22 protein-coding genes are annotated in these 26,590 nt (G+C 70.5%); 13 read left to right on the top strand and 9 right to left on the bottom strand.

All coding sequences use genetic code 11. The features are described from left to right. The first annotated feature begins 85 nt into the window (after positions 1-85). Complete coding sequence (locus tag ACZ6WH_RS03890; RefSeq protein ID WP_469725751.1) at positions 86-655, top strand: PadR family transcriptional regulator; 570 nt, start codon at positions 86-88, stop codon at positions 653-655. A 13-nt stretch (positions 656-668) separates the two neighbouring features. Here ACZ6WH_RS03890 and ACZ6WH_RS03885 read toward each other — a convergent pair whose 3' ends face one another. Continuing rightward, a complete protein-coding gene (locus ACZ6WH_RS03885; protein ID WP_469725750.1) occupies positions 669-1,358 on the bottom strand; it encodes a FadR/GntR family transcriptional regulator in 690 nt (229 codons plus the stop codon). A gap of 502 nt (positions 1,359-1,860) precedes the next feature. On the opposite strand from ACZ6WH_RS03885, the gene ACZ6WH_RS03880 reads away from it, so the two are divergent. The 5 genes from ACZ6WH_RS03880 (at position 1,861) to ACZ6WH_RS03860 (ending at position 6,217) form a co-directional block, all read left to right on the top strand. Further along, positions 1,861-3,636: a 2-isopropylmalate synthase gene (locus ACZ6WH_RS03880; RefSeq protein WP_469726257.1), complete on the top strand. Its 1,776-nt coding sequence runs from the start codon at positions 1,861-1,863 to the stop codon at positions 3,634-3,636. A 134-nt stretch (positions 3,637-3,770) separates the two neighbouring features. Further along, positions 3,771-4,064, top strand: coding sequence for an ArsR/SmtB family transcription factor (locus ACZ6WH_RS03875; RefSeq protein ID WP_469725748.1), 294 nt, complete (start codon positions 3,771-3,773; stop codon positions 4,062-4,064). Beyond that, positions 4,061-4,447 carry a VOC family protein gene (locus ACZ6WH_RS03870; RefSeq protein WP_469725747.1) on the top strand — a complete coding sequence of 129 codons (387 nt, stop codon included), beginning with the start codon at positions 4,061-4,063 and terminating at the stop codon, positions 4,445-4,447. The genes ACZ6WH_RS03875 and ACZ6WH_RS03870 overlap by 4 nt, the downstream gene beginning before the upstream one ends. A gap of 209 nt (positions 4,448-4,656) precedes the next feature. Next, the gene (locus tag ACZ6WH_RS03865) at positions 4,657-5,169 is read left to right on the top strand and encodes a RipA family octameric membrane protein (protein WP_399716228.1); all 513 of its coding nucleotides are present in this window, start codon (positions 4,657-4,659) and stop codon (positions 5,167-5,169) included. Between the two features lie 88 nt (positions 5,170-5,257). Beyond that, a complete protein-coding gene (locus ACZ6WH_RS03860) occupies positions 5,258-6,217 on the top strand; it encodes a hypothetical protein (protein ID WP_469725744.1) in 960 nt (319 codons plus the stop codon). Between the two features lie 135 nt (positions 6,218-6,352). Here the strand turns inward: ACZ6WH_RS03860 and ACZ6WH_RS03855 are convergent, their stop codons facing one another. Genes ACZ6WH_RS03855 through ACZ6WH_RS03840 form a run of 4 tightly spaced genes read right to left on the bottom strand, consistent with a single transcriptional unit; the run spans position 6,353 to position 11,703 of the window. After that, on the bottom strand, positions 6,353-7,732 hold the full coding sequence (locus ACZ6WH_RS03855; RefSeq protein WP_469725742.1) for an MFS transporter: 1,380 nt from the start codon (positions 7,730-7,732) through the stop codon (positions 6,353-6,355). A gap of 20 nt (positions 7,733-7,752) precedes the next feature. Next, positions 7,753-9,432: an amidohydrolase gene (locus ACZ6WH_RS03850; protein WP_469725741.1), complete on the bottom strand. Its 1,680-nt coding sequence runs from the start codon at positions 9,430-9,432 to the stop codon at positions 7,753-7,755. Positions 9,433-9,439: 7 nt separating this feature from the next. Continuing rightward, a complete protein-coding gene (locus ACZ6WH_RS03845; RefSeq protein ID WP_469725739.1) occupies positions 9,440-11,128 on the bottom strand; it encodes an urease subunit alpha in 1,689 nt (562 codons plus the stop codon). Beyond that, positions 11,125-11,703 (bottom strand): urease subunit gamma, encoded by a 579-nt coding sequence (locus tag ACZ6WH_RS03840; RefSeq protein WP_469725737.1) that lies wholly within the window; start codon positions 11,701-11,703, stop codon positions 11,125-11,127. The genes ACZ6WH_RS03845 and ACZ6WH_RS03840 overlap by 4 nt, the downstream gene beginning before the upstream one ends. Before the next feature lie 128 nt (positions 11,704-11,831). Here ACZ6WH_RS03840 and ACZ6WH_RS03835 point away from each other — a divergent pair, with 128 nt between their 5' ends. The 7 genes from ACZ6WH_RS03835 to ACZ6WH_RS03805 all read left to right on the top strand — a co-directional run bounded on the left by ACZ6WH_RS03835 (position 11,832) and on the right by ACZ6WH_RS03805 (position 18,827). Continuing rightward, complete coding sequence (locus ACZ6WH_RS03835; RefSeq protein ID WP_469725736.1) at positions 11,832-13,052, top strand: PucR family transcriptional regulator; 1,221 nt, start codon at positions 11,832-11,834, stop codon at positions 13,050-13,052. A 35-nt stretch (positions 13,053-13,087) separates the two neighbouring features. Then, positions 13,088-13,543, top strand: a complete 456-nt coding sequence (locus ACZ6WH_RS03830) for a hypothetical protein (RefSeq protein ID WP_469725734.1) — start codon at positions 13,088-13,090, stop codon at positions 13,541-13,543. Continuing rightward, the gene (locus ACZ6WH_RS03825) at positions 13,540-14,013 is read left to right on the top strand and encodes a MerR family transcriptional regulator (RefSeq protein ID WP_469725733.1); all 474 of its coding nucleotides are present in this window, start codon (positions 13,540-13,542) and stop codon (positions 14,011-14,013) included. Before ACZ6WH_RS03830 ends, ACZ6WH_RS03825 begins: the two co-directional genes overlap by 4 nt. Positions 14,014-14,023: 10 nt before the next feature. Beyond that, on the top strand, positions 14,024-14,434 hold the full coding sequence (locus ACZ6WH_RS03820) for an ACT domain-containing protein (RefSeq protein ID WP_469725731.1): 411 nt from the start codon (positions 14,024-14,026) through the stop codon (positions 14,432-14,434). A 155-nt stretch (positions 14,435-14,589) separates the two neighbouring features. After that, complete coding sequence (locus ACZ6WH_RS03815; RefSeq protein ID WP_469725730.1) at positions 14,590-17,328, top strand: SpoIIE family protein phosphatase; 2,739 nt, start codon at positions 14,590-14,592, stop codon at positions 17,326-17,328. Between the two features lie 372 nt (positions 17,329-17,700). Then, positions 17,701-18,417, top strand: coding sequence for a ribonuclease BN (locus ACZ6WH_RS03810; protein WP_469725728.1), 717 nt, complete (start codon positions 17,701-17,703; stop codon positions 18,415-18,417). 140 nt (positions 18,418-18,557) lie between these two features. Then, complete coding sequence (locus ACZ6WH_RS03805; RefSeq protein ID WP_432849764.1) at positions 18,558-18,827, top strand: hypothetical protein; 270 nt, start codon at positions 18,558-18,560, stop codon at positions 18,825-18,827. 99 nt (positions 18,828-18,926) lie between these two features. Here ACZ6WH_RS03805 and ACZ6WH_RS03800 read toward each other — a convergent pair whose 3' ends face one another. The 4 genes from ACZ6WH_RS03800 to argG form a co-directional block, all read right to left on the bottom strand. Further along, a complete protein-coding gene (locus tag ACZ6WH_RS03800; RefSeq protein ID WP_469725726.1) occupies positions 18,927-21,326 on the bottom strand; it encodes a helix-turn-helix transcriptional regulator in 2,400 nt (799 codons plus the stop codon). Between the two features lie 581 nt (positions 21,327-21,907). After that, positions 21,908-22,933 carry an alpha/beta hydrolase gene (locus tag ACZ6WH_RS03795; protein ID WP_469725724.1) on the bottom strand — a complete coding sequence of 342 codons (1,026 nt, stop codon included), beginning with the start codon at positions 22,931-22,933 and terminating at the stop codon, positions 21,908-21,910. Positions 22,934-23,039: 106 nt separating this feature from the next. Then, a complete protein-coding gene (locus tag ACZ6WH_RS03790) occupies positions 23,040-24,698 on the bottom strand; it encodes an ABC-F family ATP-binding cassette domain-containing protein (RefSeq protein WP_469725723.1) in 1,659 nt (552 codons plus the stop codon). Positions 24,699-25,116: 418 nt separating this feature from the next. Beyond that, complete coding sequence (gene argG / locus ACZ6WH_RS03785; RefSeq protein ID WP_469725722.1) at positions 25,117-26,562, bottom strand: argininosuccinate synthase; 1,446 nt, start codon at positions 26,560-26,562, stop codon at positions 25,117-25,119. Positions 26,563-26,590: the final 28 nt, after the last annotated feature.

Below are 26,590 nucleotides of genomic sequence, written 5' to 3'. Positions count from 1 at the left end.
TAGTCACTTTCATGAGTACCATGGATCCTGAGCCCGGGACAGAGGGACGGGACGGCGGAAACAGTGGGATGAAGAAGGCGGTCCGATGGCGCTCAGGCACGCCGTGCTGGCGGCTCTGCTCGACGAGGAGCTCAGTGGTTACCAGCTGGCGAAGGCATTCGACCTCGGCGTGGCGAATTTCTGGCACGCGCAGCCGCAGCAGCTCTACGCCGAGCTGACCCGTCTGGAGAAGGACGGGCTGATCGCCGGCCGCGAGGTGGTTCAGGAAGCCAGGCCGAACAAGCGCCTGTTCCACGTCACCGAGGCAGGGCTGGCTGAGCTGGAGAAGTTCACGGCCGCGTCAGGGAAGCCCTCCTTCGTCCGCGACGACCTGCTCGTCAAGGTTCAGGCTGCCGATCACGTCGACACCGATGCACTGATCGGACAGCTCTCCGAGCGCGCCGCCTTCGCCCAGGCAAAGATCGACCTCTTCGGCAAGCTCTTGCGCGGCATGCGCCAGGACCGTACGGAGGAGGAGTTCCTGCGGGACGGCGACCGCATCGGGCCGTATCTGACGTGCTTGCGCGGCCTGGCCTTCGAGCAGGGCAACCGTGAGTGGTGCGAGCGCACCATCACCGTACTGAGGGGGAGGCGGCAGGCCCGGTCCCGCGATTGACACGGGCCCGCGGTCACCTCGCCCGGAGCTGGGCCAGCGTCTGCTTCAACTCTCCGCGCAGCGTCCGCCCAGCCACTTCGGCGTCTCCCCTGGCGATGGCGGCCACCAGGGCGGCATGTCCCTCGTCGCCATGGTTCGAGTCGCCGGACCGCAGGTCGAGCAGCTCCACCAAGTCGACCAGCCCCTGCCGCAGTACGGGTACGAACTCGTCGAACAGGCCGGTGAGTACGGGATTGTGGGCCGCGGCGACCACGGCACCGTGCAGGGCGATGTCGGCATCGACGAATTCGGCGTTGCTCGCCTTCGCGGCCCGGCGGCGTTGGGTCAGGGCCGCGTCGAGAGCGGCGAGGTCGCCATCGGTGCGCCGCTCCGCGGCCATGTGGGCGGCTTCGACTTCGATGAGCATCCGGACTTCGTAGACATCGGTGATGGCTGCCCGACGGAGCCGGGTGGGCCAGTCGTCTTCGGGCTCGGTGGCGATGACGAAGACGCCGGCGCCCTGCCGCGCCTGCACCAGACCGGCCCCGGCCAGGGCGCGCAGCGCCTCCCGCACGGTCGAGCGGCCGACGCCGAGGGTCTTGGCGAGGGTGGTTTCGCCGGGGAGTTTGGTACCGATCGGCCAGTGTCCCTCGGTGATCTGGTCGCGCAGGTGTTGCGCGGCCTGTTCCACCAGCGGGCTGGGACGGAGCGTGCCGAGCGGCATCCGGTTGCTACCTCTCTGGTCGCCAAGGGGATGGCTGACGGTTTGGCGGTTTGGCGGTTGGGCAATTGTCTGCGGAGCTGAGGGCTTGGGCAGTTGTCTGCGGAGCTGAGGACTGAGGTCTGAGAACGCCAATGTATCCCGGCGACATGTCGGCTCCCCATCTTGGCGATCACAAACCCTCACACCTCAGCTTGTCTGAGGAGCTGAGGTGTGAGTACTGTACTCGGCATGACGCTGCGTGGGCTCCTTCTTCTTGGCTGCCGCTGCGGGGCTTGATCACCATGTGACCGGCACCCCGCAGCGGGGGGTCGGTTGTGCGCCGGTCACCTGGCATACCTCGCTCAAGGAGAACCTCGTGACCGAACACTGTGCTTTCTCTCGACACTCCGCCGGTTCACGGCACTCCGCCGCTTCGCGGCACCCCGCTTTCTCCCGTCTGCGCTCCCCCGCCGGGGAGATTCCGCCCGGCGCTCCCGCGTGGAATCCGCAGCGCCCCTCCGCGATGCGGCACGACCGGTACCGCCCGGCCCACGAGCGCGTCCCGCTGCCGGCGATGGAACAGCGGGACTGGCCGGGCCGCCGCATCGAGACGGCACCGCTGTGGGTCCCGGTGGATCTGCGGGACGGCAATCAGGCCCTGCCCGAGCCGATGGACACTCCACGCAAGCGGCGGCTGCTGGACCTGCTGATGGCGATGGGCTTCAAGGAGATCGAGGTCGCCTACCCGTCCGCCAGCCGGACGGACTTCGACTTCGTACGCCATCTCGCCGAGAGCGGTGCGGTGCCGGAGGACGTGACGATCAGTGTGTTCACCCCCGCACGGGCGGAGCTCATCGACCGCACCGTCGAGTCCGTCCGCGGCCTGCCGCGCGTACTGCTGCACATGTACACCCCCAGCGCCCCCACCTGGCGGGACCTGGTGCTGCAGAAGAGCCGCACCGAGCACAAGGACCTGATCCTGCGGGCGGCCGAGCATCTGATGCACCGCGCCGAGAAGGAGCTGTCCGACAGTGACGTACGGTTCGAGTTCTCCCCGGAAGTCTTCAACTGCACCGAGCCGGATTACGCCCTCGACGTCTGCAACGCCGTCACCGCCCTGTGGCGGGCCACGCCGGACCGCCCGGTCGTGATCAACCTGCCGGCGACAGTGGAGATCTCCACGCCGAACGTGTACGCGGACCAGATCGAGTGGATGCACAAGAACCTGGACAACCGCGACGGCGTCATTCTCTCCGTCCACCCCCACAACGACCGCGGCACCGGGGTGGCCTGCGCGGAACTCGCCGTTCTGGCCGGAGCGCAGCGCGTGGAGGGGTGCCTGTTCGGCAACGGCGAGCGTACCGGGAACGTCGACCTAGTCACGCTGGCCCTGAACCTGTACACGCAGGGCGTCAACCCGATGATCGACTTCTCCGACATCGACACCGTTCGTGCCGCGGTGGAGGACTGCATCCGCATGCCGCTGCACCCCCGCCACCCGTACGCCGGTGACCTGGTGCACACCGCGTTCTCCGGCACCCACCAGGACGCCATCTCCAAGGGCATGCTGGCCCACGCCAAGCAGGCCGCCGAACTCGGCGTGGCCCCCGATGCGGCCCCTTGGAACGTGCCGTACCTGCCGATCGACCCGGCCGACATCGGCCGTACGTACGAGGAAGTCATCCGGGTCAACTCCCAGTCCGGCAAGGGCGGCATCGCCCACCTGCTGCACACCCACTACGGCCTTGACCTGCCGCAGCGTATGCGGATCGACTTCTCGCACACGGTGCAGCAGGTCACCGACGACACCAAGCAGGAGGTGTCCCACAAGGACCTCAAGGACCTGTTCGACCTCACCTACACCGCCCCGGCCACCTCCGGCCCGTACACCCTCAGCCGGTGGACCTCCCTGCCGCACCGCGCCGGCGAGGGCAAGGGCGAGGGCAATGCCGACAGCCAGGGCAATGGCGATGGCGAGGGCGATGGCGGCACGCAGGAATTCACCGCCACGCTGGACACACCCACCGGCCCGGAGGAAGTACGGGGTACCGGGAACGGACCGCTCGCCGCCATGACCGCTGCGCTGCGCGAAGCCGGCATCGGAGTGGACATCCTGTCCTACAGCGAGCACGCCACATCGACCGGCAGCAGTGGCGAGGCCGTGGCGTACGCCCACTGCGAGGTCGCCGGGCACGACGACCGGTGGGGAGCCGGGGCCGGCACTTCCATCGTGGCAGCCGGCGTGAACGCGATCATGGCCGCCGTCAACCGCGCCCATCGGACGGAGCAGGCGGCATGACAGCGCTGGAAAGCTGACACTGACGGCTGACAGCTGACGGCTGCGGTCCCGGCACACGCGACGCGCCGGGACCGCTCGACACACCGGGACCGCTCGACTTGATAGGCAAGCCACGACTTGCCTATGGTGTGGTGGTGTCGGACGATGTCTTCAAGGCCTTGGCAGACCCCACTCGCAGGAAGATCCTCGACGAGCTGACGGAGCGGGACGGTCAGACGTTGTTCGAGATCTGCGCGCGGCTGACGACCAGGCACGGTCTCGGATCATCCCGTCAGGCGATCAGTCAGCATCTCGCCGTACTGGAATCGGCGGGTCTGATCCGGACCCGGCGCCAGGGCCGCTATAAGTTCCACGACCTCACCATCGAACCGCTTGAGCGCATCGCCACTCGATGGCTCAAGCCCAATGCACCGGAGAACGGAAAATGAGGATCCACCTGTCGAGCGTCTGCGTCGACGACCAGGACAAGGCCCTGCGCTTCTACACCGAGGTGCTGGGGTTCATGAAGAAGCACGCGGTCCCGCTCGGCGAGTACCAGTGGCTGACCGTGGTCTCGCCCGAGGACCCCGAGGGCACCGAGCTCGTACTGGAGCCGGATGTCCACCCCGCCGTCAGGCCGTACAAGGAGGCGCTGGCCAAGGACGGCATCCCCTTCACCTCCTTCGCCGTGGAGGACGTCCACAGGGAGTACGCCCGCCTGCGCGAGCTGGGGGTGGAGTTCACCCAGGAACCGACCGAGATGGGCCCGGTCACCACCGCGGTACTGGACGACACTTGCGGCAACCTCATCCAGATCGAGCACATGAACTGAGCCCCCGGCTCAACCACAACACACCGAGCCCTCCAACCCTCAGAAGCCTCGATGCGGCGCCGGCGGCCCGGCGGTCGTGCTCCCGGCCTGGGATCGCGGCCGCCGTTGTGCCGCGCACCAGGTTGCTCACCGTCGACGCACTGCCAATGTCCCCCGACAGGATCTCGGAAACGGGAGAGTCGGGGGCGGCTGTTCGGCATGCTGGTGGCATGAGTGACATCGGGGATGCACTGTGGAACGCGGACGTGAGTACGTCCGACTACAGCCAGGCCAAGGAGCACTACCGGCAGGCGATACTCGAGCAGTACAAGCTCTGCGTGGAGATGGCCGATCGGGTCAGTGCGCGGCGCAACCTCACGAACACCTTCTTCCTGTCCTTGAACAGCGCTGTCGTGGCGATCGTGGCGATGGTTCCGACCAGTCGGCTGGCCCGGATGTCGGACTGGGTGCTGCTCTCCGGGCTGCTCATCCTGCTCGCCCAGTGCGCGGCGTGGTGGGTCATGGTCCGCTCCTACCGGCAGCTCAACGCCGCCAAGTACGCGGTGATCGGTGCCTTCGAGGAGAAGCTGCCGGCCTATGCGTACTCCCGGGCCGAATGGGGAGCCCTGGGCGAAGGGCGGGACTGGCGCAAGTACGTACCGCTGACCCATGTCGAGCAATGGGTGCCCGCCATCTTCTCGGTGTCGTACCTCGTGGCCTTCGCCGCGATCGTCGCCACGTGAACCATCGGCGGCGGCAGGTGATGTAACCGGGCCTGTCCGGACCGTAGTTGGTGGACCAGCGTTGCGTGAGCGCGCTATGTTCACGCTCATGCGTGGGCGAAAGCTGTGGCGGGGGTTACGGGGGCACGGCGTCTTTCTTCTCGTGGGCGTCGGTGTGCTCGTGTACCTGGGCATTCAGCTGCTGATCCTGCACCGGCGGAACGGCTTCTACTTCGACCCGATGACCTTCGGCCGCCCCCTGATCTTCCTGGCCTGGGTCGCGATACCGATCGCACTGACCTGGGGGCGCTACCGGCGGTCCGCGGAGACGAAGCCGTACCACGAGGTCGTCGGGCCGCTGGTGGGCTCGCGGGAGGAGTACTGCCTCGTCCTGCGGCCCTTCGGCAGTGACGGCGAGGTCGTACTCCCCCACGCGTGGTTCGGCGCCTCGACCATGGAGCAGATCGTCGCCCGGGCCACCCGCAAGAGCCTGAGGATGCAGACGTACGCCCTGGTCGACCAGGACCGCCGGCTCGCGCCACCGGGGCCTCGGTGGATGCGTTCGCCGCACGACCAGTGGCAGACCGCGGTGCGTACCCTCATCCGCCGGGCCCACTCGATCGTGCTGATCCTGCCGCCCGGGCAGGGCATCCGGGAAGCCCTCAAGTGGGAGATCGAGCAGATCACCCAGCACGGTCTGCAGACCCGGCTGACGGTCGTGCTGCCGCCGGCGCGGCTCCACAAGGCCGACTACTCGCGGGCCTTCACGGACGCCTGCGTGATCATGGCCGCGATGGAAGGCTTCGCCGGTTCCATCGACGACGTGAACTCACTCGTGGTGCATCAGCTGGAACTGACGCTGCACGAGCGCACGCAGATCGTGAAGTACTGCCGGACGAGGCCTCACGAACTCGCCCACCTGCGCTGGTGGTTCCCGACGAAACGACTCCGTCGCAAGGAATCGATGCGCTTCTTCCAGCGGACGCTGGCCACCGCGCTGCAGACGACCGAGCAGGAACTGTCGGGCCTGAGCTTCGAGTCCCGCTACCCGTGGCGGTCGTCCCCGTGACGTAGCCCCCGCAGCTGTGCCCCCGTGACGTCGTCCCCGTAACAGAACACCGCAGCCGGCTGCGCAAGCAATGCGGTGCAGTGCGATGCGCAGCCGGCTGTCGGCGTGCCAAGGGGGAGCCCGGCCCCGGAGTCGTCACTCAGTGGGCGACGTACTCACCACGTCGTCCCGTACGCGCAGTCGCTCGCCCAGGAGGCCGCCCAGTGCGGTGAGCAGGGCGATGATCACCAGCAGCAGGGCCGCGGGCCAGGAGGTGGATCCGCCGGCGGCGTCGAGCAGCGCGGTGGCGAGGAAGGGGAGGAACCCCGTCAGTGCGCCCGCGAGGTTGTAGGCCAGGGCCACGCCGCTGTAGCGCAGGTTCGCCGGGAACAGTTCGGTCAGCAGTGCGCCGGAGACCGCGTACGTCACCGCGATCAGGCCGATGCCGAGCGCGATGGCGAGGACGACCACCGCCGGGTTCTTGGTGTCGATCAGCCAGTACAGCGGGAAGGCGCACACGGCCGTGATGAGGCCGCCCCACACGGTGACCCGGCCAGGGCCGATGCGTTCGGCCAGTCGGCCCATGGCGAGGATGACGACGATCTCCACCCCGGCCGCGACCAGCGTCGCGTTGACCATCAGGCTCTTGGGCAGGCCCAGGGTGCCGGTGCCGTAGCTGATGACGAAGGTGGTGAGCAGGTAGAAGCCGCCGACGCCGAGCAGTGCGGAGGCGATGGCCACCAGCAGCCGGCCCCACGCCTTCCGGAACACCTCCAGTGCGGGCACCTTGGCGCGCTGGTCCTGCCTGAGGAGTTCGTCGAACAGCGGTGATTCCTCGACCTTGCGCCGGATGTAGAAGGCGATGGCGGTCAGCGGGAAGGCCAGCAGGAAGGGCAGGCGCCAGCCCCAGGAGTCGAAGGAGGCGGACGGCAGCATCAGTACGAGTGCGAAGGCGCCGGAGGACATCAGCGTGCCGACCGGGGAGCCCACCTGCGGGAGCACGGCGTAGCGGCCGCGCTTCTCCGGCGGCGCGTGCTCGACGGCCAGGGTGACCGCGCCGCCCCACTCGCCGCCGACGGCGATGCCCTGGAGGAGGCGCAGCAGGACCAGCAGGAGCGGCGCGGCGATGCCGATGGTGGCGTAGCCGGGGAGCGCGCCGATGAGTCCCGTGGCGATGCCGATGCCGATCACGGTGATGAGCAGCGCGGGGCGTCGTCCGATGCGGTCGCCGAGCCAGCCGAACAGTACGGCGCCGATGGGGCGGGCCGCGAAGCCGACACCGAAGGTGGCGAAGGCGGCCAGGGTGGCGGTCGCGGGGTTGAGGGAGGTGAAGAAGAGCCGGTCGAAGACGATGGCGGCGGCGGTGCCGAAGAGGAAGTAGTCGTACCACTCCAGCGTCGTGCCGACGAAGGCGGCGAAGGCCACGCGTCCGGCGTCCTTGCCGGTGACGACGGCGGTCGTGGTGCCGGAGGGGGTTCGGCCGGTGCCGTCGGCGGCGCCCGGTGGGGGGTGGCCGGTCTGGTCGAGGTGGTTCATGAGGGGCTCCTTGGGGACGGTCACGCGGCGGAGCGTGCGGGGGCGGGGTGAGGTCCGGTGACGGAGGTGTGGTCCGTCAGGGTGTCGGCGCCGTGCACGCAGGCGCCCGCCACGAAGGTGGCCAGTACGTCGATGGCGCTGATGCGGCCGGCGTCCACGGCGGTGGGGTCCTCGGCCAGCAGCACGAAGTCGGCGTGTTTTCCGGGCGCCAGGCTGCCGCGGCGGTCCTCCTCGTGGCTCGTCCAGGCGGCGTCCAGGGTGTAGGCGCGCAGCGCCTGTTCGGCGGTCACCCGCTCGTCGGCGCCGAGCAGCAGGCCGTCGCGGCTGAGCCGCTGCACCATCGACTGCATGCCCAGCAGCGGCGCGCCGGGGGCGACCGGGCGGTCCGAACTGCCGGGTACGCGCAGTCCGTGTGCCAGGAAGGAGCGGTGCCGGTACAGCCAGCCGATGCGTTCGGGACCCAGCGCCTCGGCCATGGTGTCGCCCACGGCGTGCAGGAAGTGCGCCTGCGGGACGGGGACGACGCCGAGTGCGGCGTAGCGTTCGAGCTGGTCGGGGCGTACGACGCCGGAGTGCTCGATGCGGTGGCGTACGTCGGGGCGGGGCGCGCTCGCCTGGGCCTCGGCGAAGGTGTCCAGGGCCAGGTCGATGGCCTCGTCGCCGATGGCGTGGGCGGCGATGCGCCAGCCGGCGCGGTGTGCGGCGACCATCAGGGCGCGCATGTCGTCGGGGCTGTCCTGGTAAACACCGCCGTGGTCGTGGCCGCACAGGGGCTCGGTGACGGCGGCGGTGCGGCCGATCAGGGAGCCGTCGAGCCACAGTTTCACCGGGCCCATCCGGAGCCGGTCGTCGCCGAAGCCGGTGCGCAGGCCCAGGTCGAGGCCGGTGGTGGTGTGGTCGTCGGCGTGTGCGGCGAGCGGGTGGAGGTTGTCGCCGGCGACCATCAGCTCGACGCGGACTGGCAGGGTGCCGCACTCGCGGGCCAGCTGGTAGGCGGCGGCCTCGACGGGGCTGCGCCCGATGAGGCCGAGCCCGATGCCTGCCTCGGTGACGTGAGTGAGGCCCTCGGCCGTGTACGCGGTGGCTGCCTTGCCGATGGCGCCGGCGAGCTTGTCGAGGGAGACGGGCAGGGTGAGCGAGGTGACGAGGTTCTGTGCCCGCTCCTGCAGCAGTCCGGTGGGGGCGCCGTCGGCCCCGCGTACGACGACGCCGCCCTCCGGTTCGGGCGCGGTGCAGTTCAGTACCCCGGCCTGGTCGAGGACGGCGCTGCTGACGGTGCACATGTGGCCGGAGCGGTGCTTCAGCCAGACGGGGCGGCCGCCGCCGGCCCGGTCGAGGGCGGCGCGGTGCGGGTGGCCGCCCATGACGGTGTCGTCGTAGCCGGCGCCGATCACCCACGTGTCGGCGGGGAGCGTGGCGGCGCGGGCGGCGACCGCGTCGTACAGCGCGTCCAGGGTGGCCGCGGCGGAGAGGTCCAGCTCGTCCAGCGACTGCCCGTACCAGGCCATGTGGTTGTGCGCGTCGGCGAAGCCGGGGACGACGGTCGCGCCGCGGCAGTCGAGCGTGGTGCGCGCCGGCAGGTCCGTGATGTCCTCGTCGAGGCCGACGATGCGGCCGGCCAGCACCCCGAGGGTGTGGGCGGTGGGCCGCGCGTCGTCGACGGTGCGGATGCGGGCGTGGGTGAGTTTCAGGTCGAGCATGCGTCCTTCAGGCCAGGTTCTGCAGCCGGGTGAGGGGGAGTTCGGCGGCGCGGTGGATGTCGATGGGGCGGCCGTCGACGAGGACGGAGTCGGGTGTGGTGGGCACCCGCACATCGGGCACGGCGGTGTTGGCGATCATGTCGGCCCGGCTCAGGCCGCGGGAGTTGCGCAGTGGGGCGTAGCGCACGCCGCGCGGCAGGGCCTCGAAGGACTGCTTGTCGTCGATGCACTGCTGCGAGACGAACACCGTGGACAGGCGGCGGGGCGCGGCGCCCAGGCCGCCGAAGTACGGCTTCATCACACGCGGCTGGGTGAGCCGGGTGGATCCGGAGCCGGAGCCGGTGACGCCCCAGGCGACGAAGCCGGACTTCAGGACCAGTTCGGGCTGCGCGCCGAAGGTTGCGGGGCGCCAGAGCACCACGTCGGCGAGGCTGCCGGGGCGCAGCGAGCCGACGTCGGCGGCCATGCCGTGGGCGATCGCCGGATTCAGGGTGATCTTCGCGAGGTAGCGCAGCACCCGCGCGTTGTTGTCGGCGTCGGGGCCCGTCTCCCCCGCCAGCATGGCCTGTACGTGGGCGAGTTGCCAGGTGCGGCGGGCGGTCTCCGCTATGCGGCCCATGCCCATGGAGTCGGAGTTGACGATGGAGATGGCGCCCAGGTCGTGCAGTGCGTTCTCGGCGGCGATGGCGTGCTCGCGCAGGCGGCTCTGTGCGATGGAGAGATCGCTGGGTACGTCGTGGTGGCCGCGGTGCACCGTCAGCGTCATGGGCAGCAGTTCGGCGGCGGTGGCCGGGGTCAGCGGCAGGGTGGGGGTGGTGGAGGAGGTCAGCACATGCGGCTGCGAGACGATTTCCAGCAGGTCGGGGTGACCGCCACCGCCCTCCACGTGGTACGCGTGCACGGTCCGGCCGCCGGTCGCGTCGAGGGTGTCGGCGAGGTAGCCGGACTCGTTGAGGGTGTCGGTGTGCAGGGCGACGGGCAGGTCCGCCTGCTCGGCGACGCCGAGGCAGGTGTCCACGATGCGCGGGGTCGCGCCCCAGTCCTCGTGGATCTTGAAGCCGCCGGCCCCGGCCAGTACGGCGCGCTCCAGCAGTTCCTGTGAGGAGCTGGAGCCGCGGGCCAGGAAGGCGACGTTGATGGGTGCGTCGCGCCAGCCCTCGATGAGGCTGTGCAGGTTGTACGCCGGGTTCGCGCCCACGTCCCAGACACCGCCGATACCCATGCCCACCAGCGAGGTCACACCCGCCGACAGCGCCGCGGGCACCACTTCGGGGCTGGAGAGGTGTACGTGGGAGTCGACCACACCGGGCGTGGCGATGAGCCCTTCGCCGGTGATCATCGCGGTGTGGGAGTCGACGACGAGCTCCACACCGTCGGTGGTTTCGGGGTTGCCCGCGCGGCCCACTCCGACGATCCGGCCGTCCTTGATGCCGATGTTGGTCTTCCGGATGCCGATCAGCGGGTCCATGACCAGTACGCCGAGGATGACCATGTCCAGCGCGCTCTCCCGCGGTGCGCGGGAGGCGACGAGCAGACCGTCGCGGGCGGTCTTGCCGCAGCCGCCCAGCAGCTCCTCGCCGGGCTCGGTGTCGTCCGCCTCGACGCGCACCCACAGGTCGGTGTCCGCGAGACGTACCCGGTCACCGGCGGTCGGGCCGTACAGCGACGCGTACGCGCGCCGGTCCAGAGTGCTCATCGGCTGCCTCCTCGTGCCACCATCTCGACGTCCCGCGTCTCGCCCGCCGCGAATGCGGCCGAGGTGCCGGCCGGGATGTCCAGCCGGTGACCGTGCGCGGCCTCGCGGTCGAAGACGAGGGCGTTGTTGGTCTCCTCCAGCGGGAAGTGCGAGGAGACCCAGACCGTGCGCGGGCCCTGGTTGGTGACCGTCAGTGTCCGGCGCGGGCGATCGGGCGCCAGCTCGACGTCGCCGTCGGCGGTCAGCACCGCGCCGGGGCCTGCGGGCTCGGCCGGGCCGAACGGTTCGGGGAGGTGCACCAGTGAGGTGCCGTGCGGGAAGAGCGCCTCGACCTGAATGCTGGGTACCGCCGCTGCCACGCCCGGCAGCAGTCGGTCGCGGGGTACGACGCCCGGCGCCGCGGCGACGACCTCCTCCAGCGGCAGGCCGTCCCAGGCCATCTCCAGCACCTCGTCACACACCAGTGCCGTCGCTTCGGTGGCGCCCAGCAGCGCGCCGCGGGCCAGCCGCCTGCGGGCCAGCTCGGCAGCGGAGAACAGCAGCAGACGCTCCTGTTCGCGTGGTGTCAGATGCATTGGGCAATTCCCCTCAAGATCACGTCTGCCGCAGTCGGCGAATCCCGGGCGTGATCAGCAGAATGCCTGGTGAAACCGTGCTTGAACAATGGTGGAATGCTTCGGGTTCGCCGCCGCATAATGGGCAGATGCACAATCCATCCGGGTGGCCCACCGACCACCGCATGCACGCGCCCGTGCCGCCGGTGCTCCGCACCCTCGCCCGGGACTGCCTCGACGACCTCGACACGCTCGTCGAGCGCTACGTCGACGAGGTCGCCCGGCTGGACAACTACGAGGACGTCGTCGACCGGACGGACCTGCGCGAGACCGGCCGTACCTGCTACGAAATGCTGCTCCGCCTCATCGGCGGCCTGCCCGTACCGGACGACCTGCTGCTCACCCCCGTACGGCTGGGCCGCCGCCGCGCCCATCAGGGCGTACCGCTGGACCGGCTGCTGCAGGCGATCCGGATGGACTTCCGTGTGCTGTGGAACGCCTTCCTCGAACGCACGCCGGCCCCGGCCATGCCCGAGCTGACCGAGGGCGCCGTACGGGTGTGGGAGGCCGTGGAGTACCACACCGTCCACGCCCACGCCGCCTACCTCGACGAGGTCGCCGTACTGGCCCGCGAGCGCGCACGCGAGAAGGCCACGCTCATCGGCCGCCTGCTGTCGTCCGACGGCCGCGACCCCCAGTTGCTCGCCCAGACCGCAACGCTTTTGCAGGTGGACATCGCGTGCGACTTCGCCGTCGTCGTTGCGCCACCCGAGTCGCAGGCGCGACTGCGCGAGGTCATGGCCTCCCACACCACCGACCGCGGCACTCACCTGCAACAGCACCACGGCATGTTCGTCCTGATCGCCGCGCTCCCGCCCGGCGCCGACGGGCCGCCCACGACCGCCTGGCTGGAGGGCGTACCGTGCGCCGTCGGGCCGGTCGCGCACGGGCTGGCGCGCGTGCCCGACATGGTGCGGGTCACCGAGGCGATAGCCGCCGTCCTGGAACCGGCGGCGTCCGGCCCGGTGACCCTCGCGGACGCCTGGATGCCCGTGGCCGTCGCCCGGCTGGGCCCGACCGCGGCCGTACTGGCCGACTCCGTTCTGGCCGGTCTGGAACCGCTGCCCGCACACGAACGCGAGCGGCTCCTGGAAGCCGTCACCACCTACTGCGACACCGGTTCGGCGACCGCAGCGGCCCGTGAGCTGTACTGCCACCGCAACACCGTGCTGAACCGGCTGACGCGCTTCACCGAGCTCACCGGCTACCACCCCACGCGCCCCGCCGAGGCCGCCACGATCCTCTTCGCGCTGCACTGCGCCCGGCCCGCGCGACGGCCGGGCCGCGTGGCGGGCAGTACGCCGGCTTGACCTCGCACCGCGGTGCAAGGTGCAGCGTTGCCCGCATGACGCACCCGAACCACCGCCCGTGGACCGGCCCCGCCCGGATCGGCGCCCTCTACGACCTCGCCGTCGCACCGGTCTTCGCCACTCCCTGGACCGCCCGGCTCGCCATCGACGGGCTACGTTCCGTACACACCGCCCTTGGCCTGCCCGGTCCCGCGCCCGGCGGCTTCGGGCCGGAACACCTGCTGTTCGTCACGTTCTTCGGCGTACTGGTGACGATGTGGGCGGTGGTCCGTCTGGTGCGCGGCGACGCCGTGACCACGGCCGCCGACACCGCCGGCCGCATGGCCTTCGCCTTCCTGATGACGGTGGCGATGGTCAACGGCGCGAGCACCGTGCTCGCCGTTTTTCTCGCCGTCGAGATCGGCTTCCTGCTCGCCCAGGGACGGCAGCTGATACGGGCAAGGCAGCGGAGCACACGTACGCTCCACGTCCGGGAGACTGTGTCCCGATGACGACGACGATGACGCCTGCCGAAGCCGCCCGCGCCGCCGGCGTGCCGTTGAGCACCCTGCGCTACTACGAGCGGCGTGGCTTCCTCGCCCCCGCACGCGACCCGCACTCGGGCTACCGCCGCTTCTCGCCGGACGACGTCCGCCGCGCCCGCTTCGTACAACGTGCCCAACGGCTCGGCTTCGGCATGGGAGATGTCGCGGCGTTTCTGGCGCTCTCTCAGGAGGGCGTTGTCGCCTCCCCGCAGCTGCACACCGTCATCGACGCCAAACTCGCGGATCTCGACGCGCGCATCGCCGACCTCGCACGGATGCGTACGGCCCTCGCGGGCCTGGCCGACGGTGCCGCCGAGGGCGACTGCGCGTGCCCCGTCGAAGCAGCGCTGACCGAAACGGTGCCGGAGGCAGGGCCTGCCGCACAGCAACCGGAGAACTCACCTGCCCCGCACGGTCGGAATGCGCACAGCCCGTAGGGTGAGGGTCATGGCTGGTGAGAGCGATCTGCGAACGTTGTTGAGCGGGATGCGTCCGGAGCTGAACGCGGGCTGCTACGTGTTCACCACGGTCGAGGGCGGGGTGCCTTCCGGCGTCTCCCCCGTGGCCACCGTCGCCGAGGACGAGGGCCTGACCCTCGTGGTGCGACGGGAGGAAGCCGACGCGGCGGTGCTCGCGTACGAGTACGTGGCCGGCTGGATCACCTTGCGTGTGCACTCCGCGCTGGAAGCGGTCGGGCTGACCGCCGCGGTCTCGCGAGAGCTCGCCGACGCCGGCCTGAGCTGCAACGTCATCGCCGGATTTCACCACGACCACCTCTTCGTGCCGTACGAGCACGCCGAGCGGGCGATGACGGTCCTGGCGGAGCTGGCACGGCGCTCCGGGACGGACACCGGCTGAGTCGTCGCGCCCGATCGCCTGCCAGCGGCACCGGTGGGACATCGGCGGGACATCGGTGGGGCCCCTCCGCCAGGTGGCGGATCTCCGGGAGTGGGCCGGCCGGACACTCCCGGAGGACGGAGCCCCGCGGCAGCCGTGTGAAGCACACTGCCCTCATGGGTCACAGCAGCCTGCCGAGGTCGGTGCTCTCGCATACATTTCCACCACGGCCGGAGAGCGTGGCGTCGGCTCGGCGGTTCGTTCGGAGCGCGCTGGAAGGCGTTGCCTCCGAGGTGGCGGAGAGCGCCACCCTGCTGGTCAGTGAGCTGGTGACCAACGCCGTACTGCATGCGGCCACCACGGTCGAGGTATCGGTCCGGCTCCTCGGCCACACCGTGCGTACGGAGGTCAGCGACCTTCGGCCGCGCCGGCAGCTGGTGCCCCAGGGCCACTTCCCGCATGCCACTTCTGGTCGGGGCCTGAAGATGGCCGAGCAGCTCGCGTCCCGGTACGGCGTCGATACCGGCGAGGGCTCCAAGACGGTGTGGTGCGAGCTGTGGCTCGGCGGAGGGCAGCCACCGCCCCCCGGGTGGCGGACCGCGGTACCGGCTGCTTCCGCCCCCACCCGTACCGTGGCACTCGTCGACCTGCCGGGCGCGCTGTACGTCGCGTCCCAGCAGCACTGCCGCTCATTGCTGCGCGAACTCACACTTGCCGCGGCCGCCGGAAACAGCTTCGGTGTGCGCCCCAAGGACCTCGTCACCGCGCACGACACGAACAATGTGATCAGCGCCTGTGTGGCGGCCGAATGGGAACAGCAGCCCTCGGCCCCGAACTTCCACACCCTTCGGCTGCCCTTTCCGGCCGATGCCGGGCCTGCCGTACACACCTTGCGCCGGGTACTCGACACGGCCGAGGAGGCGGCCCGCGACGAGCGTCTCCTCACCCTGCCGGCACTCCCCCAGAACCGTGCGCTGAGCCACTGGCTGCTCGATGAGCTGGCCGGTCAGCTCGCCGGCGGAGCGCCCACCGCGTGGACCGTGATGCCCCGCGAGCCGAGCGCCAGCCCGTTGGAGCCGGCGCCCTGGGACGCCGGTCATGCGACGGCCGGCAGCACTCCGACCATCGCCGCCGACGACGACAACCGGATCATCGCCGCGAACGGCCCCGCGGCGGACATGCTCGGCTGGCAGGCCGACGACCTCATCGGCCGACGGCTCACCGACCTCATCCCGGAACACCTGCGGAAGCGCCACGTGGCGGCGTTCACCTCCCTCCTGCTCACCGGTCGGCCCCGCATCCTGGGGCGCTCGGTACCGCTGCCCGCACTGCACCGGGACGGCCGGCTGGTCCCCGTGCGCCTGTTCATCCAGACGCAGGAGACGGCCGACGGCCGCCCCGTGTTCGTCGCCCAGCTCACGCCGCGGACGGTTCTCCCGCCCCCTTCGCCGCACCTCCCCGAGGAGGACCGCAACGAAGCCGCGCAGGCCCCGAGCGGGACGCGTCAGCAGCACGAACTGATGGAGCGGGAGCAGGTCGGGCAGCCGGGGCAGGGCGGGCCGAAGGGGTCGGGTGCGCCGGAGGCGCCTGCGCTGCCGGACACACCGGAGCGTGTCTCGGAGCGGAGTGACAACGAGGCCGCCGGTTCGGCGCTGGAGCGGCAGCTCCTGCTCCTGGCCGACATCAGAGACGCACTGAGCGGCACCACTGACCTCAAAGAGGGACTGCAACGCGTGTGCGCGATCCTCAGCCGGCGACTGGCCGGCTGGTGCGTGGTGGATCTGCTCGACGAGTCCGGCCAGCTGGAGCGCGTGTGCGTCACCCACCGCGGGCCCGAGTCACTGCCCACCCAAGTGAGTACGGGCCGGCTTCCCGCACTGTCCGAAAGCGCTCGGGGCCCGCTGGGCCGGGTGCTGCGCGGAGCAGGGCCGCTGCTGCTCAGCGAGACCCCGCCGCCGCACCGGAGCGGCACTCTCCTGGACACCCACTACGTCGAGTTGTTCGAGCGAATGCGCGCGCGAAGCGCCGTCGTCGCACCGCTGCGGGCGCGCGGCGCGGTCTTCGGCGCTCTCACACTGGCGCGTACCGGCGAGGAGCAGCCGTTCACCGAAGCGGACCTGCCCCAGGTCGACGCCCTGGTCCGCAACCTCGCTCTGGGCGTGGAACACGCCCGCCTCTACCAGGAGTCCCGGCAGATCGCCCAGCGCCTCCAGCGCTCCCTGCTGCCCGTCCTGCCGGACCTCCCGCACCTGGAGATGGCGGCCCGCTACGCCCCCTCCTCCACCGCCGCGCAGGTCGGCGGCGACTGGTACGACAGCTTCGTCGTTCCCAACGGACAGACCGCTGTCGTCATCGGTGATGTCTCCGGGCACGACCTGGAGGCGGCCGTCGCCATGAGTCAGCTGCGCAGCATGCTCCGCGGCATCGCCGTCGACCGGCAGGAGCCGCCGCAGGAAGTGCTGCGCCGCCTGGACCTGGCGAATCACAGCCTGTACCAGGAAGCGACCGCCACCTGCGTCTACGGCCTCGTCGAGGGTCCCGAGAGCGGGCCGTGGACGCTCAGACACTCCTCGGCCGGCCATCTGCCACCGCTGCTCACCACCAGAGAAGGCGACACGTCCTACCTTGAGGGAGGCATGGGGCTGCTGCTCGGCATGGACCCCGACATGCCCCGTCCCGGCGCCGAGGATCCGCTCCCTCCCCACTCGACCGTGCTGCTGTACACCGACGGTCTCATCGAACGCCGCGACGAGTCGCTGGACGTCTCCATGGCCAGGCTCCGCCGGCACACTGCCCCGTTGGCCCGCGAACCACTCGATGTCTTCTGCGACGAGCTGCTCATCGGCCTCAGCGCCGACAGTGCCGACGACATCGCCCTGCTCGCGGTCCGTCCGGTCCCGGTCCCTGACGCCTGACCGATTGCCCCTTGCCGCTTGCCACTTTCCGCTTGTTGCTGGTAGTTGGTTGCTGCCGCCCATTCACCCGCTGCGGGGGATGCCGGACCGACGGGGACGGCGGCTGAATGGAGGGCGGAGACCGCACAGGCTCAGGGACCCGGGCGGGCGTAGGGGGCGGCGGAGATGGCTGTTGTGTCTGCGGTCTCGCGAGCTCTGGCTTCTCGGACTTTGGCCTCTCGGACTTTGGTCTCCCGTGCGGCGCCGGTCGTACGACGCTGGTTGCCCCGCGTACGCCGTCTCGGTCACCGTCTCGCCGAGCAGTTGAGGAGCGTCAGTGTCCTCGATCTGTCGACCCGGCTCGCGGCACAGGTGTTCCTGACCGCACTGCCCATGCTCTTCGTCATCGCGGCCTACTGCCCGCCAGAGGTGCGGGAGCAGCTACGAACGTCGCTGCGTGACGTACTCGGCATCGAGGGTGTCGTGCTGGGGCAGGTCGAGCAGGTCTATGCGGGCAGCGAGCGCGGCTCGGGTGTGTGGGGAGTGCTGGGAGCGCTGCTGACGCTGGTCTCCGCCACCGCGCTCAGTCGGGTACTTCAGCGACTGTGCGAGCGCGCTTGGCACCTGCCGCACACGCCCGCGCGTACCGCGGTGTGGCGGTGGTTCCTGTGGTTGCTCGTGTGGAGCGCCGCCCTGGTGTTCCAGGGTGTGCTGCGCAATGGGCTCGGTACCGGTGTGTGGCTGGGCTTCCCCCTTCAAGTCGCCGCGGCGACGGGGTTGTGGTGGTGGACCCAGCATCTCCTGCTGGCGGGCCGCGTCGGCTGGCTGCCGCTGTTTCCCGGTGCGCTGCTCACCGGCGCGGGAACGTCGATGTTCGCCGCCACATCGAGCTTGTGGATGCCAGGTACGCTGCGGCGAAGCGTGGACCAGTTCGGACTGCTCGGGTCGGTCTTCACCCTCCTGTCCTGGCTGATTCTCTTCTGCACCACGGTGGTGGCAGGCATCGCCATCGGTTATCTGGTGACCCATGAACGGTCGGTCGGACAGCGGCTCGGCCTTCCGGTGCCGACGGGCGATGACGACGCACAATCGCCTCCCGCCGGCCGATGAGCGGGGCGGCTTCCGCTGCCGCCGTGGGCGTGGCGGCCTCACCCACGTGAGGTGATGCGTCCGCCGGATCGCGGACCGCAAGAATGGGCGACACAGCACGGCACGGCACAACACGGCATGGCCGCGGTGGAGGTGATGCCATGGGCGGGACCGAGCAGGCGGAAGGGCCGCGGGGCGGCGCCGGGTTCGAGATCCGCGTTCGCGGGACGGTCGGCGAGGCCTTCAGGGAAGCGTTCGGCGACCTGACGGTCACCCGGCACCCTGCTGAGACGGTGCTGCGCGGTACGCGCCTCGACCAGGCCGCGCTCTACGGCATCCTCGACCGGATCCAGGCGCTGGGCCTCGAACTCATGGAAGTACGCCGCCTACCGCCGACCGAGGAACCGGGGGCGGCCTCGGGGGGCGGGTGAACATCGACTGGTGTGGCCGGACATCCACCGGTGGTACCCGCCCCACCGGTGGCGTCCGGCCCGCCAGTGGTGTCCGGCTGCCCCGGTGCCCCGGCACCCTCACAGCAGTTCCCACTCGCGGGCGCGTCGGACCGCTGCCGAGCGCCGGGTCACGTCCAGCTTCCGGTACACGCTCTTGAGGTGCGTCTTGACCGTGTTGACCGACAGGTACATCTCGGCGGCGATCTCCTCGGTGGTCATGGTCCGCGCGAGGTGTTCCAGCACGTCGCGCTCCCGCCCACTGAGCACTTGGCGCTTCGCCGCGCCCCGGCTCCCGGCGGACTCCGGCGGGACCCCGCCCGGCTCGACCGCGCCGGGCGCGTGGCAGGGAGTACCCGCCGGCCTCGGCAGCCCGTGCGCGGCGGTGCACGCCAGCCGTACCGCGCGCTCCAGCCCCTCGGTGGACCACGGGCCCGACACCGCCGCGCAGAGGTCTCGCACCGCCTCTGCCGTGGGAGCGGCGCCGTACTCGCAGATGTCCGCCGTCTCGACCGCTATGCGGCGCAGGGCGACGACCGGAGGATCGTACGGCGGTATGCACAACGCCGCGTCGACGCGGTCGAGTTCGTGCCGGGCCGCAGCGGGTTCGCCGCGCGCGAGGTGGGACCAGGCATGGACCACGTGGAGTGCGGCCCGGGAACGGTCCGCCGGAGCCCACCCCCGCACCTCTGGGCGTTGCGCGCTCGCGGCCAGCTCGGCGGCGGACCGCGTCCGTCCGCGGAGCGTCGCGAGCAGGGCGAGGTCGATGAGGCAGTCGCGTCGCAGCGGACTGTTTTCGTGCGGGCCAATGCCCTTCAACGCCGCGAGCAGTTCCTGCTCCGCCCGCTTCAGCCGGCCGCAGCGCAGTTCGGCGCCGCCACGTACGAAGTGTGTGAAGGCCCGCAGTTCCGGCCGGCGCTCGATGATGTCTCCCGGAAGCCCGGCACACAACTCCTCGGCCTCGGACGCCGCGGCCAGCGCCCACGAGGGCTCGACGGGGCAGTCCGCCACCATGGCCGCTGTGGCCGCCCCGGCCGCCATACGGATCACGCTTCGCGTCAGACGAGTGGTGAGGGGTACCGCCTTCTCGGCTCCGTGGGGCAGCTCCGCAATCAGCGCGTCGGCCTTCCGCAGGGCTTCGTAACAACCCTCAACATCCCTCTGTGCGAGCGCCACCGCAGCCGCCAGCAACAACACTTCACAGCCTCGCGCCCTGTCCGAGTCCGTGGCGGTGACCGTGGCCATTTCCGTGGCCGCGCTCTGCGAGAGGCCTCGGATCAGGCCCTCGGGCAGTGCCTCGCCGGTGAACCCGAGGATCCGCCCGACCGCCAGCCGCTCGACCGCCACCTGGGCAACATACGCCGGATCACCGGCGGCCAGGGCATGTCCCAGCGCCTCGGGCAGCAGGTCATGCTCACCCAGCCAGCCGGCGGCCCGTCGGTGCAGCCGCGCGACCCGCTCCGGAGCTTCGTATCGCAGCCGCAGCAGGAGCACATCGCGGAACATCCGGTGGTACCGGTACCACCCCTCCCCCAGCGGATGCAGGAAGGAGTTCTGGCGTACCAGCACGGCGAACCGGCCGTCGGCGTCCGCTCCGGCGACGGCGGCCGCCAGCTCCGCGTTCACCCGGTCCAGAATGCTCGTGACCAGCAACAGATGACGCATGGGGGCGGGCTGGACATCGAGCACTTCCTCGGCCAGATAGCTGACGACCGCCTCCTCGTCGCCGGCGAAGCGCCGCACGAAAGCTGCCGGGTCCCGGTGTCCGGCCATGGACATGGCCGCCAACCGCAGCCCCGCCGCCCAGCCCTCCGTACGCCGGGCGAGGCGCCGCACCGCCGAACAGGTGAGGGTGACATCGTGCTGAGCGAGCAGCGTCACGGTCTCCTTCTCGGTGAACGCCAAGTCGCCGGTGCGTAGTTCGGTCAGTTCCCCGGCGAGGCGACGTCGGTGGAGGTGCAGCGGCGGGTCCCTGCGTGCGACCACGATCAGCCGCACCAAGGGGAACGCGTGCCTGAGCAGGAGTGTCACGTCTTCCGCCGGCGCCGAGCCCGGCGCCGGCTCGAAGTCGTCCAGCACGATCACCACGGGCTCGGTGCGCCGTGCCAGGTCCTCCGCCACCTGGGCAGCCGAGGGGCGCCCGTCGGCGGTGCCGGCGCGCGATGCGGTGGCGTCCCCGCCTGCGTACGCCAGGCCCACCCCGACCTCCCGCAGCCTGCCGACCAGGCGCGGCCAGAAGACTCCGGGCACTTCCTTCCCGCCATCGCAGGTGACCCACACCACTGGCCCGGGCAGGGCCGAGGTGTGCGCCCACTCGGTGACCAGCGCGGTCTTGCCGGCGCCCGGCGGTCCCACCACCACCGTCAAGGGGCCGAGCACACCACGGGCGAGCTGGGACACCAGGTGGGGCCTGGGGATGAGCCACTCCGGCAGCGGAGGAAAGGAAGGAGCGCTTGCGGACTCACCCGTGGACTCGGCCATCGCGGCACCTCACTCTCGCGGCAGCGAAGCGGTACGCGGATTGGTGACAGTACGCGGTTCCTGACGGGCGCGGCCACCGCAGTGGCCGCGCCCGCTACGGCTCTTCTCCCAAAGGGATCAGGGATCAGGAGTCCGCATGTCGAGCGTGCCGGACCCCACTATCGTGTGGCGCAGTGGGCAGCGGGCGGTGCGGAAGGCGATGTGATGAGGACGCGGACCCTGAGATTCGGTTTGTACGCGGACGGGGAAGGGTTGGCGTGGGTCAGGGGGCTCGTCGACGAGGCTGTGGCCGCCCGGAGCGCTCGGGTCGTCGAAGTACCCGTCGCGCGAACGGTCTTGGGGAGCGGGCTGGCGACCGCTGACGCCTACGACTTTCTGGCGGAGCAGTGGGGCTGGGAACACCCCGGTCAGGACAGTGGCGCGCGGGAACCGGTCGAGCTGAGCGTCCGTTTGGTGTGTTCCCTGCGCACCTGGCGAGCGATCCGCAAGACCGTGATCAGATCCCTGTGTCCAGTGGGTATGACGCCCCACGTGTGTCGTGTGCCGTGGATGGCGGCCTGAGTCTCCCCCACCACCCGATGTCATCCGTTCAGGATGCGGCGCAGCCAGCGGACGCGGGCCTGGCGGGCGTCGCGGGAGACGGCGGCCTCGGGGGCCAGCTGGTCGAAGCCGTGGAAGCCGCCCGGCCAGATGTGCAGTTCGGCATCCCCGCCCGCCTGCCAGATGCGGGTGGCGTACGTGACGGCCTCGTCGCGGAAGGTCTCGGCCGCGCCCGCGTCGATGTACGCGGGCGCCAGCCCCGACAGGTCCGTGGCCCGGGCGGGTGCCGCGTACGCCGGTACGTCCGCGGTACCGCACGCCTTACCCAGCAGCGAAGCCCATCCGACGCCGTTGTCATGACGGTCCCACAGCCCATGTCCCGCCATCTGCCGGGCGGATGCCGTGTCGTTGCGGTCGTCGAGCATGGGACACATCGCCAGTTGGCCGAGGATGCGGGGGCCGTTGCGGTCGCGTGTCATCAGGGCCAGCGCGGCGGTGAGGCCGCCACCCGCGCTGCCGCCGGCGACGACGATGCGCGCCGGATCGCCACCGAGGTGCGTGGCATTCTCGGCGACCCACCGCAGGCCGGCGTAACAGTCCTCGACGCCTGACGGGTAGGGGTGTTCGGGCGCGAGGCGGTATGCGACGGAAACGACGACGAGCCCCAGCGGCTCCGCCCATTCACGCAGGATCACGTCCAGGCCGGCACGGTTGCTGCCGCTGATCATCCCACCGCCGTGCACGTGATAGACCACCGGTGCGTCCGCCGCCAGGCCGACTGGACGGGCGACGAGGAGCGAGACCTCCGGCGCCCCGACGGGACCGGGCACACTCCTCTCGTACACCTCGAAGGCTCCGTCGGCACGCAGCTCGTCCAGGGTGGGGTCCGGGACCATGCCGGCCAGCCGCTTCCGCCACTCGGGAACCATGGCGGGGTCCGACGGGAACGCGTCCCGCAAGTCGTCCATGCCGCTCAGTACGGTGGCCAGTTCGGGAGCGAAGCGCACCGGGCGGAGCTCTGCCGGTGCGCTCCCCTCGCTCCGCACGGACGACGGTGTGTTGCTCATGTACGTATCTCCTGTGTCTTCTTGCGTGTCTTCTCGTGCGTCTATTCGTGCGTGTTCTCGTGCGTCTTCTCGAACCGAGGAAATCGGTACGGACTCAGGTACGGACTCAGTCGGTCTGCGGCGATTCCAGAGCGGCTCGTACCTCGTCCTCGCTGGTCTCCCGCAGCTCCTCGTCTACCAGCAGCCAGCGGGTGATGCCGGCCGCCTCCAGGAACGGCAGATCGTGGCTGGCGATCACCAGGGCACCCTCGAATGACTCAAGGGCGCTGGTCAGCTGTCGTACGCTCGCCACATCGAGGTTGTTGGTCGGCTCGTCGAGCAGGAGAAGCTGCGGAGCAGGTGCGGCGAGCATGGTCGCCGCCAGGGCCGCCCGGAAGCGCTCGCCGCCCGACAGGGTCCCCGCCTGCTGTTCGGCACGCGCCCCCTTGAACAGGAAGCGGGCGAGCTGCGAGCGGATGTGGTTGTCGGTGACGCCCGGAGCGGTCCTGGCCACGTTCCCGGCGACGCTCAACTCGTCGTCCAGCACGTCCAGGCGCTGCGGCAGGAACCGCAGTGGCACGTGTGCCGTGGCCGTACCGGACCGTGGGGCGAGCTCACCGGTGAGGGTGCGCAGGAGTGTTGTCTTTCCTGCTCCGTTGCGGCCGACCAGTGCGACACGCTCGGGCCCCTGCACATCGAGGGTGGCGGAGCGCAGCCTGCCGAAGGACGGTTGCAGTTCGTGCAGGCTCAGGACGGTGCGGCCGGCCGGTACCGCGGTGTGGGGCAGGCTCACCCGGATCTCGGCATCGTCACGGATCGCGTCCGCGGCCGCCTCGCGGCGCTCGCGCGCTTCCTGAAGGCGTTCTTCGTGCAGGCCACGCAGCTTGTCGCCGGACTCCTGCGCCGACCGCTTGCGTTCGCCGGCGACGATCCTCGGGGCGCGCCGCTGGGCGTCCAGCTTCTTGCTCTGCCGCTGCCGGCGGGCCACCTTGATGCGGGTCTCTTCCAGTTCGCGCTGCTGTCGGCGTACATCGGCCTCGGCCGCCCGCAGCGTGCGGCCTGCCGCCTCCTGTTGTGTGGTCAGTGCCTCCTGGTACGCGGACCATCCGCCCCCGTACCAACTCACCGACCCCGGCCGCAGCTCGGCGGTACGGTCCACCCGTTCCAGCAGGTCACGGTCGTGGCTGACGACGACTAGGGTGCCGGAACGCCAGGAGTCCACCGCCTCGTACAGACGGCGGCGCGCGAACAGGTCGAGGTTGTTGGTCGGTTCGTCGAGCAGCAGGACGTCGGGGCGTTCCAGCAACAGCGCGGCCAGGCGCAGCAGTACGGTCTCGCCGCCGGACATCTCTCCCACGGTGCGGTCGAGGCCGAGGTTGCCGAGCCCCAGGGAGCCCAGTGTGGCCAGGGCTCGCTCTTCGACGTCCCAGTCGTCTCCGAGCGTTTCGAAGTGTTCCTCGGCCACCTCTCCCGCCTCGATGGCGCGCAGGGCGGTGCGCCGTTCGGCGATGCCCAGCGCCTGGTCGACGCGGAGCGAGGTGTCCAGGGTGATGTTCTGCGGGAGGTGGGCAAGGCGGCCGCCGACGGTCACCGCTCCCCGGGCGGGTTTCAGGTCGCCGGCCAGCAGGCGGAGGAGTGTGGACTTGCCGGTGCCGTTGGCACCGACGAGGCCCGTGCGGCCCTTGCCGACGGTGAAGGAGAGCCCGTCGAAGACGGTGGTGCCGTCCGGCCACTGGAAGGACAGGGCGGAGCAGGTCACAGAGGCGTGGGGCGTCGGTCCTGACATGGTGTTCTCGCAGTCGTACGCGGTGGATGGGGACTACGTGTGCGAGCACCACGCGGCGACCGAACCGGCGGAAAAAGGGGGTGCAGCTCTCCGAAGGGCGAGGGACAGCTCAGGCACCGAGGTCGCATGCACGCGAGGTCACGGACGGCGGAATGCCGGATACGACGTGACGGGCGTACGGCCGATGCCGTACCGCGTGATGATCGCGAACCTCAGATGCGCAACGTCCACCTCTATCGGAGACAACAGGACTCTGCGACTGTACCTCATCGCTACGGTGGGCATCGGAAAGACCGGGTCCCTGACATCGGAAGGCCGGCCCGACGTCCTCGACGTCGGGCCGGCCTTCCGATGTCTCGTTCGCCGCGAGCGCCCCAAGCCCTCGCGGAGAACGTTGGCACCTCGCCGAGAGCGATGGTCAGTCCGTGCCGAACTCCATCGCGGCGCGGTCCAGCGCCTCGTCTTCACCGGAGACCTCGCCGCGGGAGGCGATCGCCTCTGCGCCGCCCTCCGGCATGGTGCCGATCAGCCCGGTCGCGGCCGCCTGAGCAGCGCCGATGGCAGGGCTGCCGGTGCCGATCAGGCCGATACCCGCGTACTGCTCCAGCTTGGCGCGCGAGTCGGCGATGTCGAGGTTGCGCATCGTGAGCTGGCCGATCCGGTCCACCGGGCCGAAGGCCGAGTCCTCGGTGCGCTCCATGGACAGCTTGTCCGGGTGGTAGCTGAACGCCGGGCCCGTGGTGTCCAGGATCGAGTAGTCCTCACCGCGCCGCAGCCGCAGCGTCACCTCACCGGTGATGGCCGCGCCGACCCAGCGCTGCAGCGACTCGCGCACCATCAGCGCCTGCGGGTCGAGCCAGCGGCCCTCGTACATCAGGCGGCCGAGACGCCGGCCCTCGTTGTGGTACTGGGCGAGGGTGTCCTCGTTGTGGATCGCGTTGACCAGGCGCTCATAGGCGACGTGCAGGAGGGCCATGCCGGGCGCCTCGTAGATGCCGCGGCTCTTGGCCTCGATGATCCGGTTCTCGATCTGGTCCGACATGCCCATGCCGTGGCGGCCGCCGATGGCGTTGGCCTCCATCACCAGGTCGACGGCGGAGGCGAACTCCTTGCCGTTGATGCTCACCGGGCGGCCCTGCTCGAAGCCGATCGTGACGTCCTCGGTGGCGATCTCGACCTCGGGGTCCCAGAACCGCACGCCCATGATGGGCTCAACGGTCTCCACGCCCGTGTCCAGGTGCTCCAGCGTCTTCGCCTCGTGGGTGGCGCCCCAGATGTTGGCGTCGGTGGAGTACGCCTTCTCCGTGCTGTCGCGGTACGGCAGGTCGTGGGCGAGCAGCCACTCCGACATCTCCTTGCGGCCGCCGAGCTCGGTCACGAAGTTCGCGTCCAGCCACGGCTTGTAGATCCGCAGGTTCGGGTTGGCGAGCAGGCCGTAGCGGTAGAACCGCTCGATGTCGTTGCCCTTGAAGGTCGAGCCGTCGCCCCAGATCTGGACGTTGTCCTCCAGCATCGCCCGGACCAGGAGAGTGCCGGTGACGGCACGGCCGAGCGGCGTGGTGTTGAAGTAAGCACGCCCGCCCGAGCGGATGTGGAACGCGCCGCAGGTGAGCGCCGCCAGGCCCTCCTCGACCAGCGCCTCGCGGCAGTCGACCAGGCGCGCGATCTCGGCACCGTAGGTCTTCGCACGACCGGGCACCGAGGCGATGTCGGGCTCGTCGTACTGGCCGATGTCGGCGGTGTAGGTGCACGGGATCGCACCCTTGTCGCGCATCCACGCGACCGCGACGGAGGTGTCGAGGCCGCCCGAGAAGGCGATGCCGACGCGCTCGCCGGCGGGGAGGGAGGTGAGGACCTTAGACATGGGAAGAGTATGCACGATTACGCATTTC

The sequence above is a fragment of the Streptomyces sp. NPDC050806 genome (genome assembly GCF_055586425.1).
Note: the sequence above shows the minus strand (reverse complement) of the source record. Positions and strands in the feature narration are given on the sequence as shown.

What these genes read in the sequence shown, in the direction of transcription:
- ACZ6WH_RS03890 (WP_469725751.1), top strand. Translation starts at nt 86, where the DNA reads ATGGCGCTCAGGCACGCCGTGCTGGCGGCTCTGCTCGACGAGGAGCTC.
- ACZ6WH_RS03885 (WP_469725750.1), bottom strand. Translation starts at nt 1,358, where the DNA reads ATGCCGCTCGGCACGCTCCGTCCCAGCCCGCTGGTGGAACAGGCCGCG.
- ACZ6WH_RS03880 (WP_469726257.1), top strand. Translation starts at nt 1,861, where the DNA reads ATGCGGCACGACCGGTACCGCCCGGCCCACGAGCGCGTCCCGCTGCCG.
- ACZ6WH_RS03870 (WP_469725747.1), top strand. Translation starts at nt 4,061, where the DNA reads ATGAGGATCCACCTGTCGAGCGTCTGCGTCGACGACCAGGACAAGGCC.
- ACZ6WH_RS03865 (WP_399716228.1), top strand. Translation starts at nt 4,657, where the DNA reads ATGAGTGACATCGGGGATGCACTGTGGAACGCGGACGTGAGTACGTCC.
- ACZ6WH_RS03860 (WP_469725744.1), top strand. Translation starts at nt 5,258, where the DNA reads ATGCGTGGGCGAAAGCTGTGGCGGGGGTTACGGGGGCACGGCGTCTTT.
- ACZ6WH_RS03855 (WP_469725742.1), bottom strand. Translation starts at nt 7,732, where the DNA reads ATGAACCACCTCGACCAGACCGGCCACCCCCCACCGGGCGCCGCCGAC.
- ACZ6WH_RS03850 (WP_469725741.1), bottom strand. Translation starts at nt 9,432, where the DNA reads ATGCTCGACCTGAAACTCACCCACGCCCGCATCCGCACCGTCGACGAC.
- ACZ6WH_RS03845 (WP_469725739.1), bottom strand. Translation starts at nt 11,128, where the DNA reads ATGAGCACTCTGGACCGGCGCGCGTACGCGTCGCTGTACGGCCCGACC.
- ACZ6WH_RS03840 (WP_469725737.1), bottom strand. Translation starts at nt 11,703, where the DNA reads ATGCATCTGACACCACGCGAACAGGAGCGTCTGCTGCTGTTCTCCGCT.
- ACZ6WH_RS03835 (WP_469725736.1), top strand. Translation starts at nt 11,832, where the DNA reads ATGCACAATCCATCCGGGTGGCCCACCGACCACCGCATGCACGCGCCC.
- ACZ6WH_RS03830 (WP_469725734.1), top strand. Translation starts at nt 13,088, where the DNA reads ATGACGCACCCGAACCACCGCCCGTGGACCGGCCCCGCCCGGATCGGC.
- ACZ6WH_RS03825 (WP_469725733.1), top strand. Translation starts at nt 13,540, where the DNA reads ATGACGACGACGATGACGCCTGCCGAAGCCGCCCGCGCCGCCGGCGTG.
- ACZ6WH_RS03820 (WP_469725731.1), top strand. Translation starts at nt 14,024, where the DNA reads ATGGCTGGTGAGAGCGATCTGCGAACGTTGTTGAGCGGGATGCGTCCG.
- ACZ6WH_RS03815 (WP_469725730.1), top strand. Translation starts at nt 14,590, where the DNA reads ATGGGTCACAGCAGCCTGCCGAGGTCGGTGCTCTCGCATACATTTCCA.
- ACZ6WH_RS03810 (WP_469725728.1), top strand. Translation starts at nt 17,701, where the DNA reads ATGCTCTTCGTCATCGCGGCCTACTGCCCGCCAGAGGTGCGGGAGCAG.
- ACZ6WH_RS03805 (WP_432849764.1), top strand. Translation starts at nt 18,558, where the DNA reads ATGGGCGGGACCGAGCAGGCGGAAGGGCCGCGGGGCGGCGCCGGGTTC.
- ACZ6WH_RS03800 (WP_469725726.1), bottom strand. Translation starts at nt 21,326, where the DNA reads ATGGCCGAGTCCACGGGTGAGTCCGCAAGCGCTCCTTCCTTTCCTCCG.
- ACZ6WH_RS03795 (WP_469725724.1), bottom strand. Translation starts at nt 22,933, where the DNA reads ATGAGCAACACACCGTCGTCCGTGCGGAGCGAGGGGAGCGCACCGGCA.
- ACZ6WH_RS03790 (WP_469725723.1), bottom strand. Translation starts at nt 24,698, where the DNA reads ATGTCAGGACCGACGCCCCACGCCTCTGTGACCTGCTCCGCCCTGTCC.
- argG (WP_469725722.1), bottom strand. Translation starts at nt 26,562, where the DNA reads ATGTCTAAGGTCCTCACCTCCCTCCCCGCCGGCGAGCGCGTCGGCATC.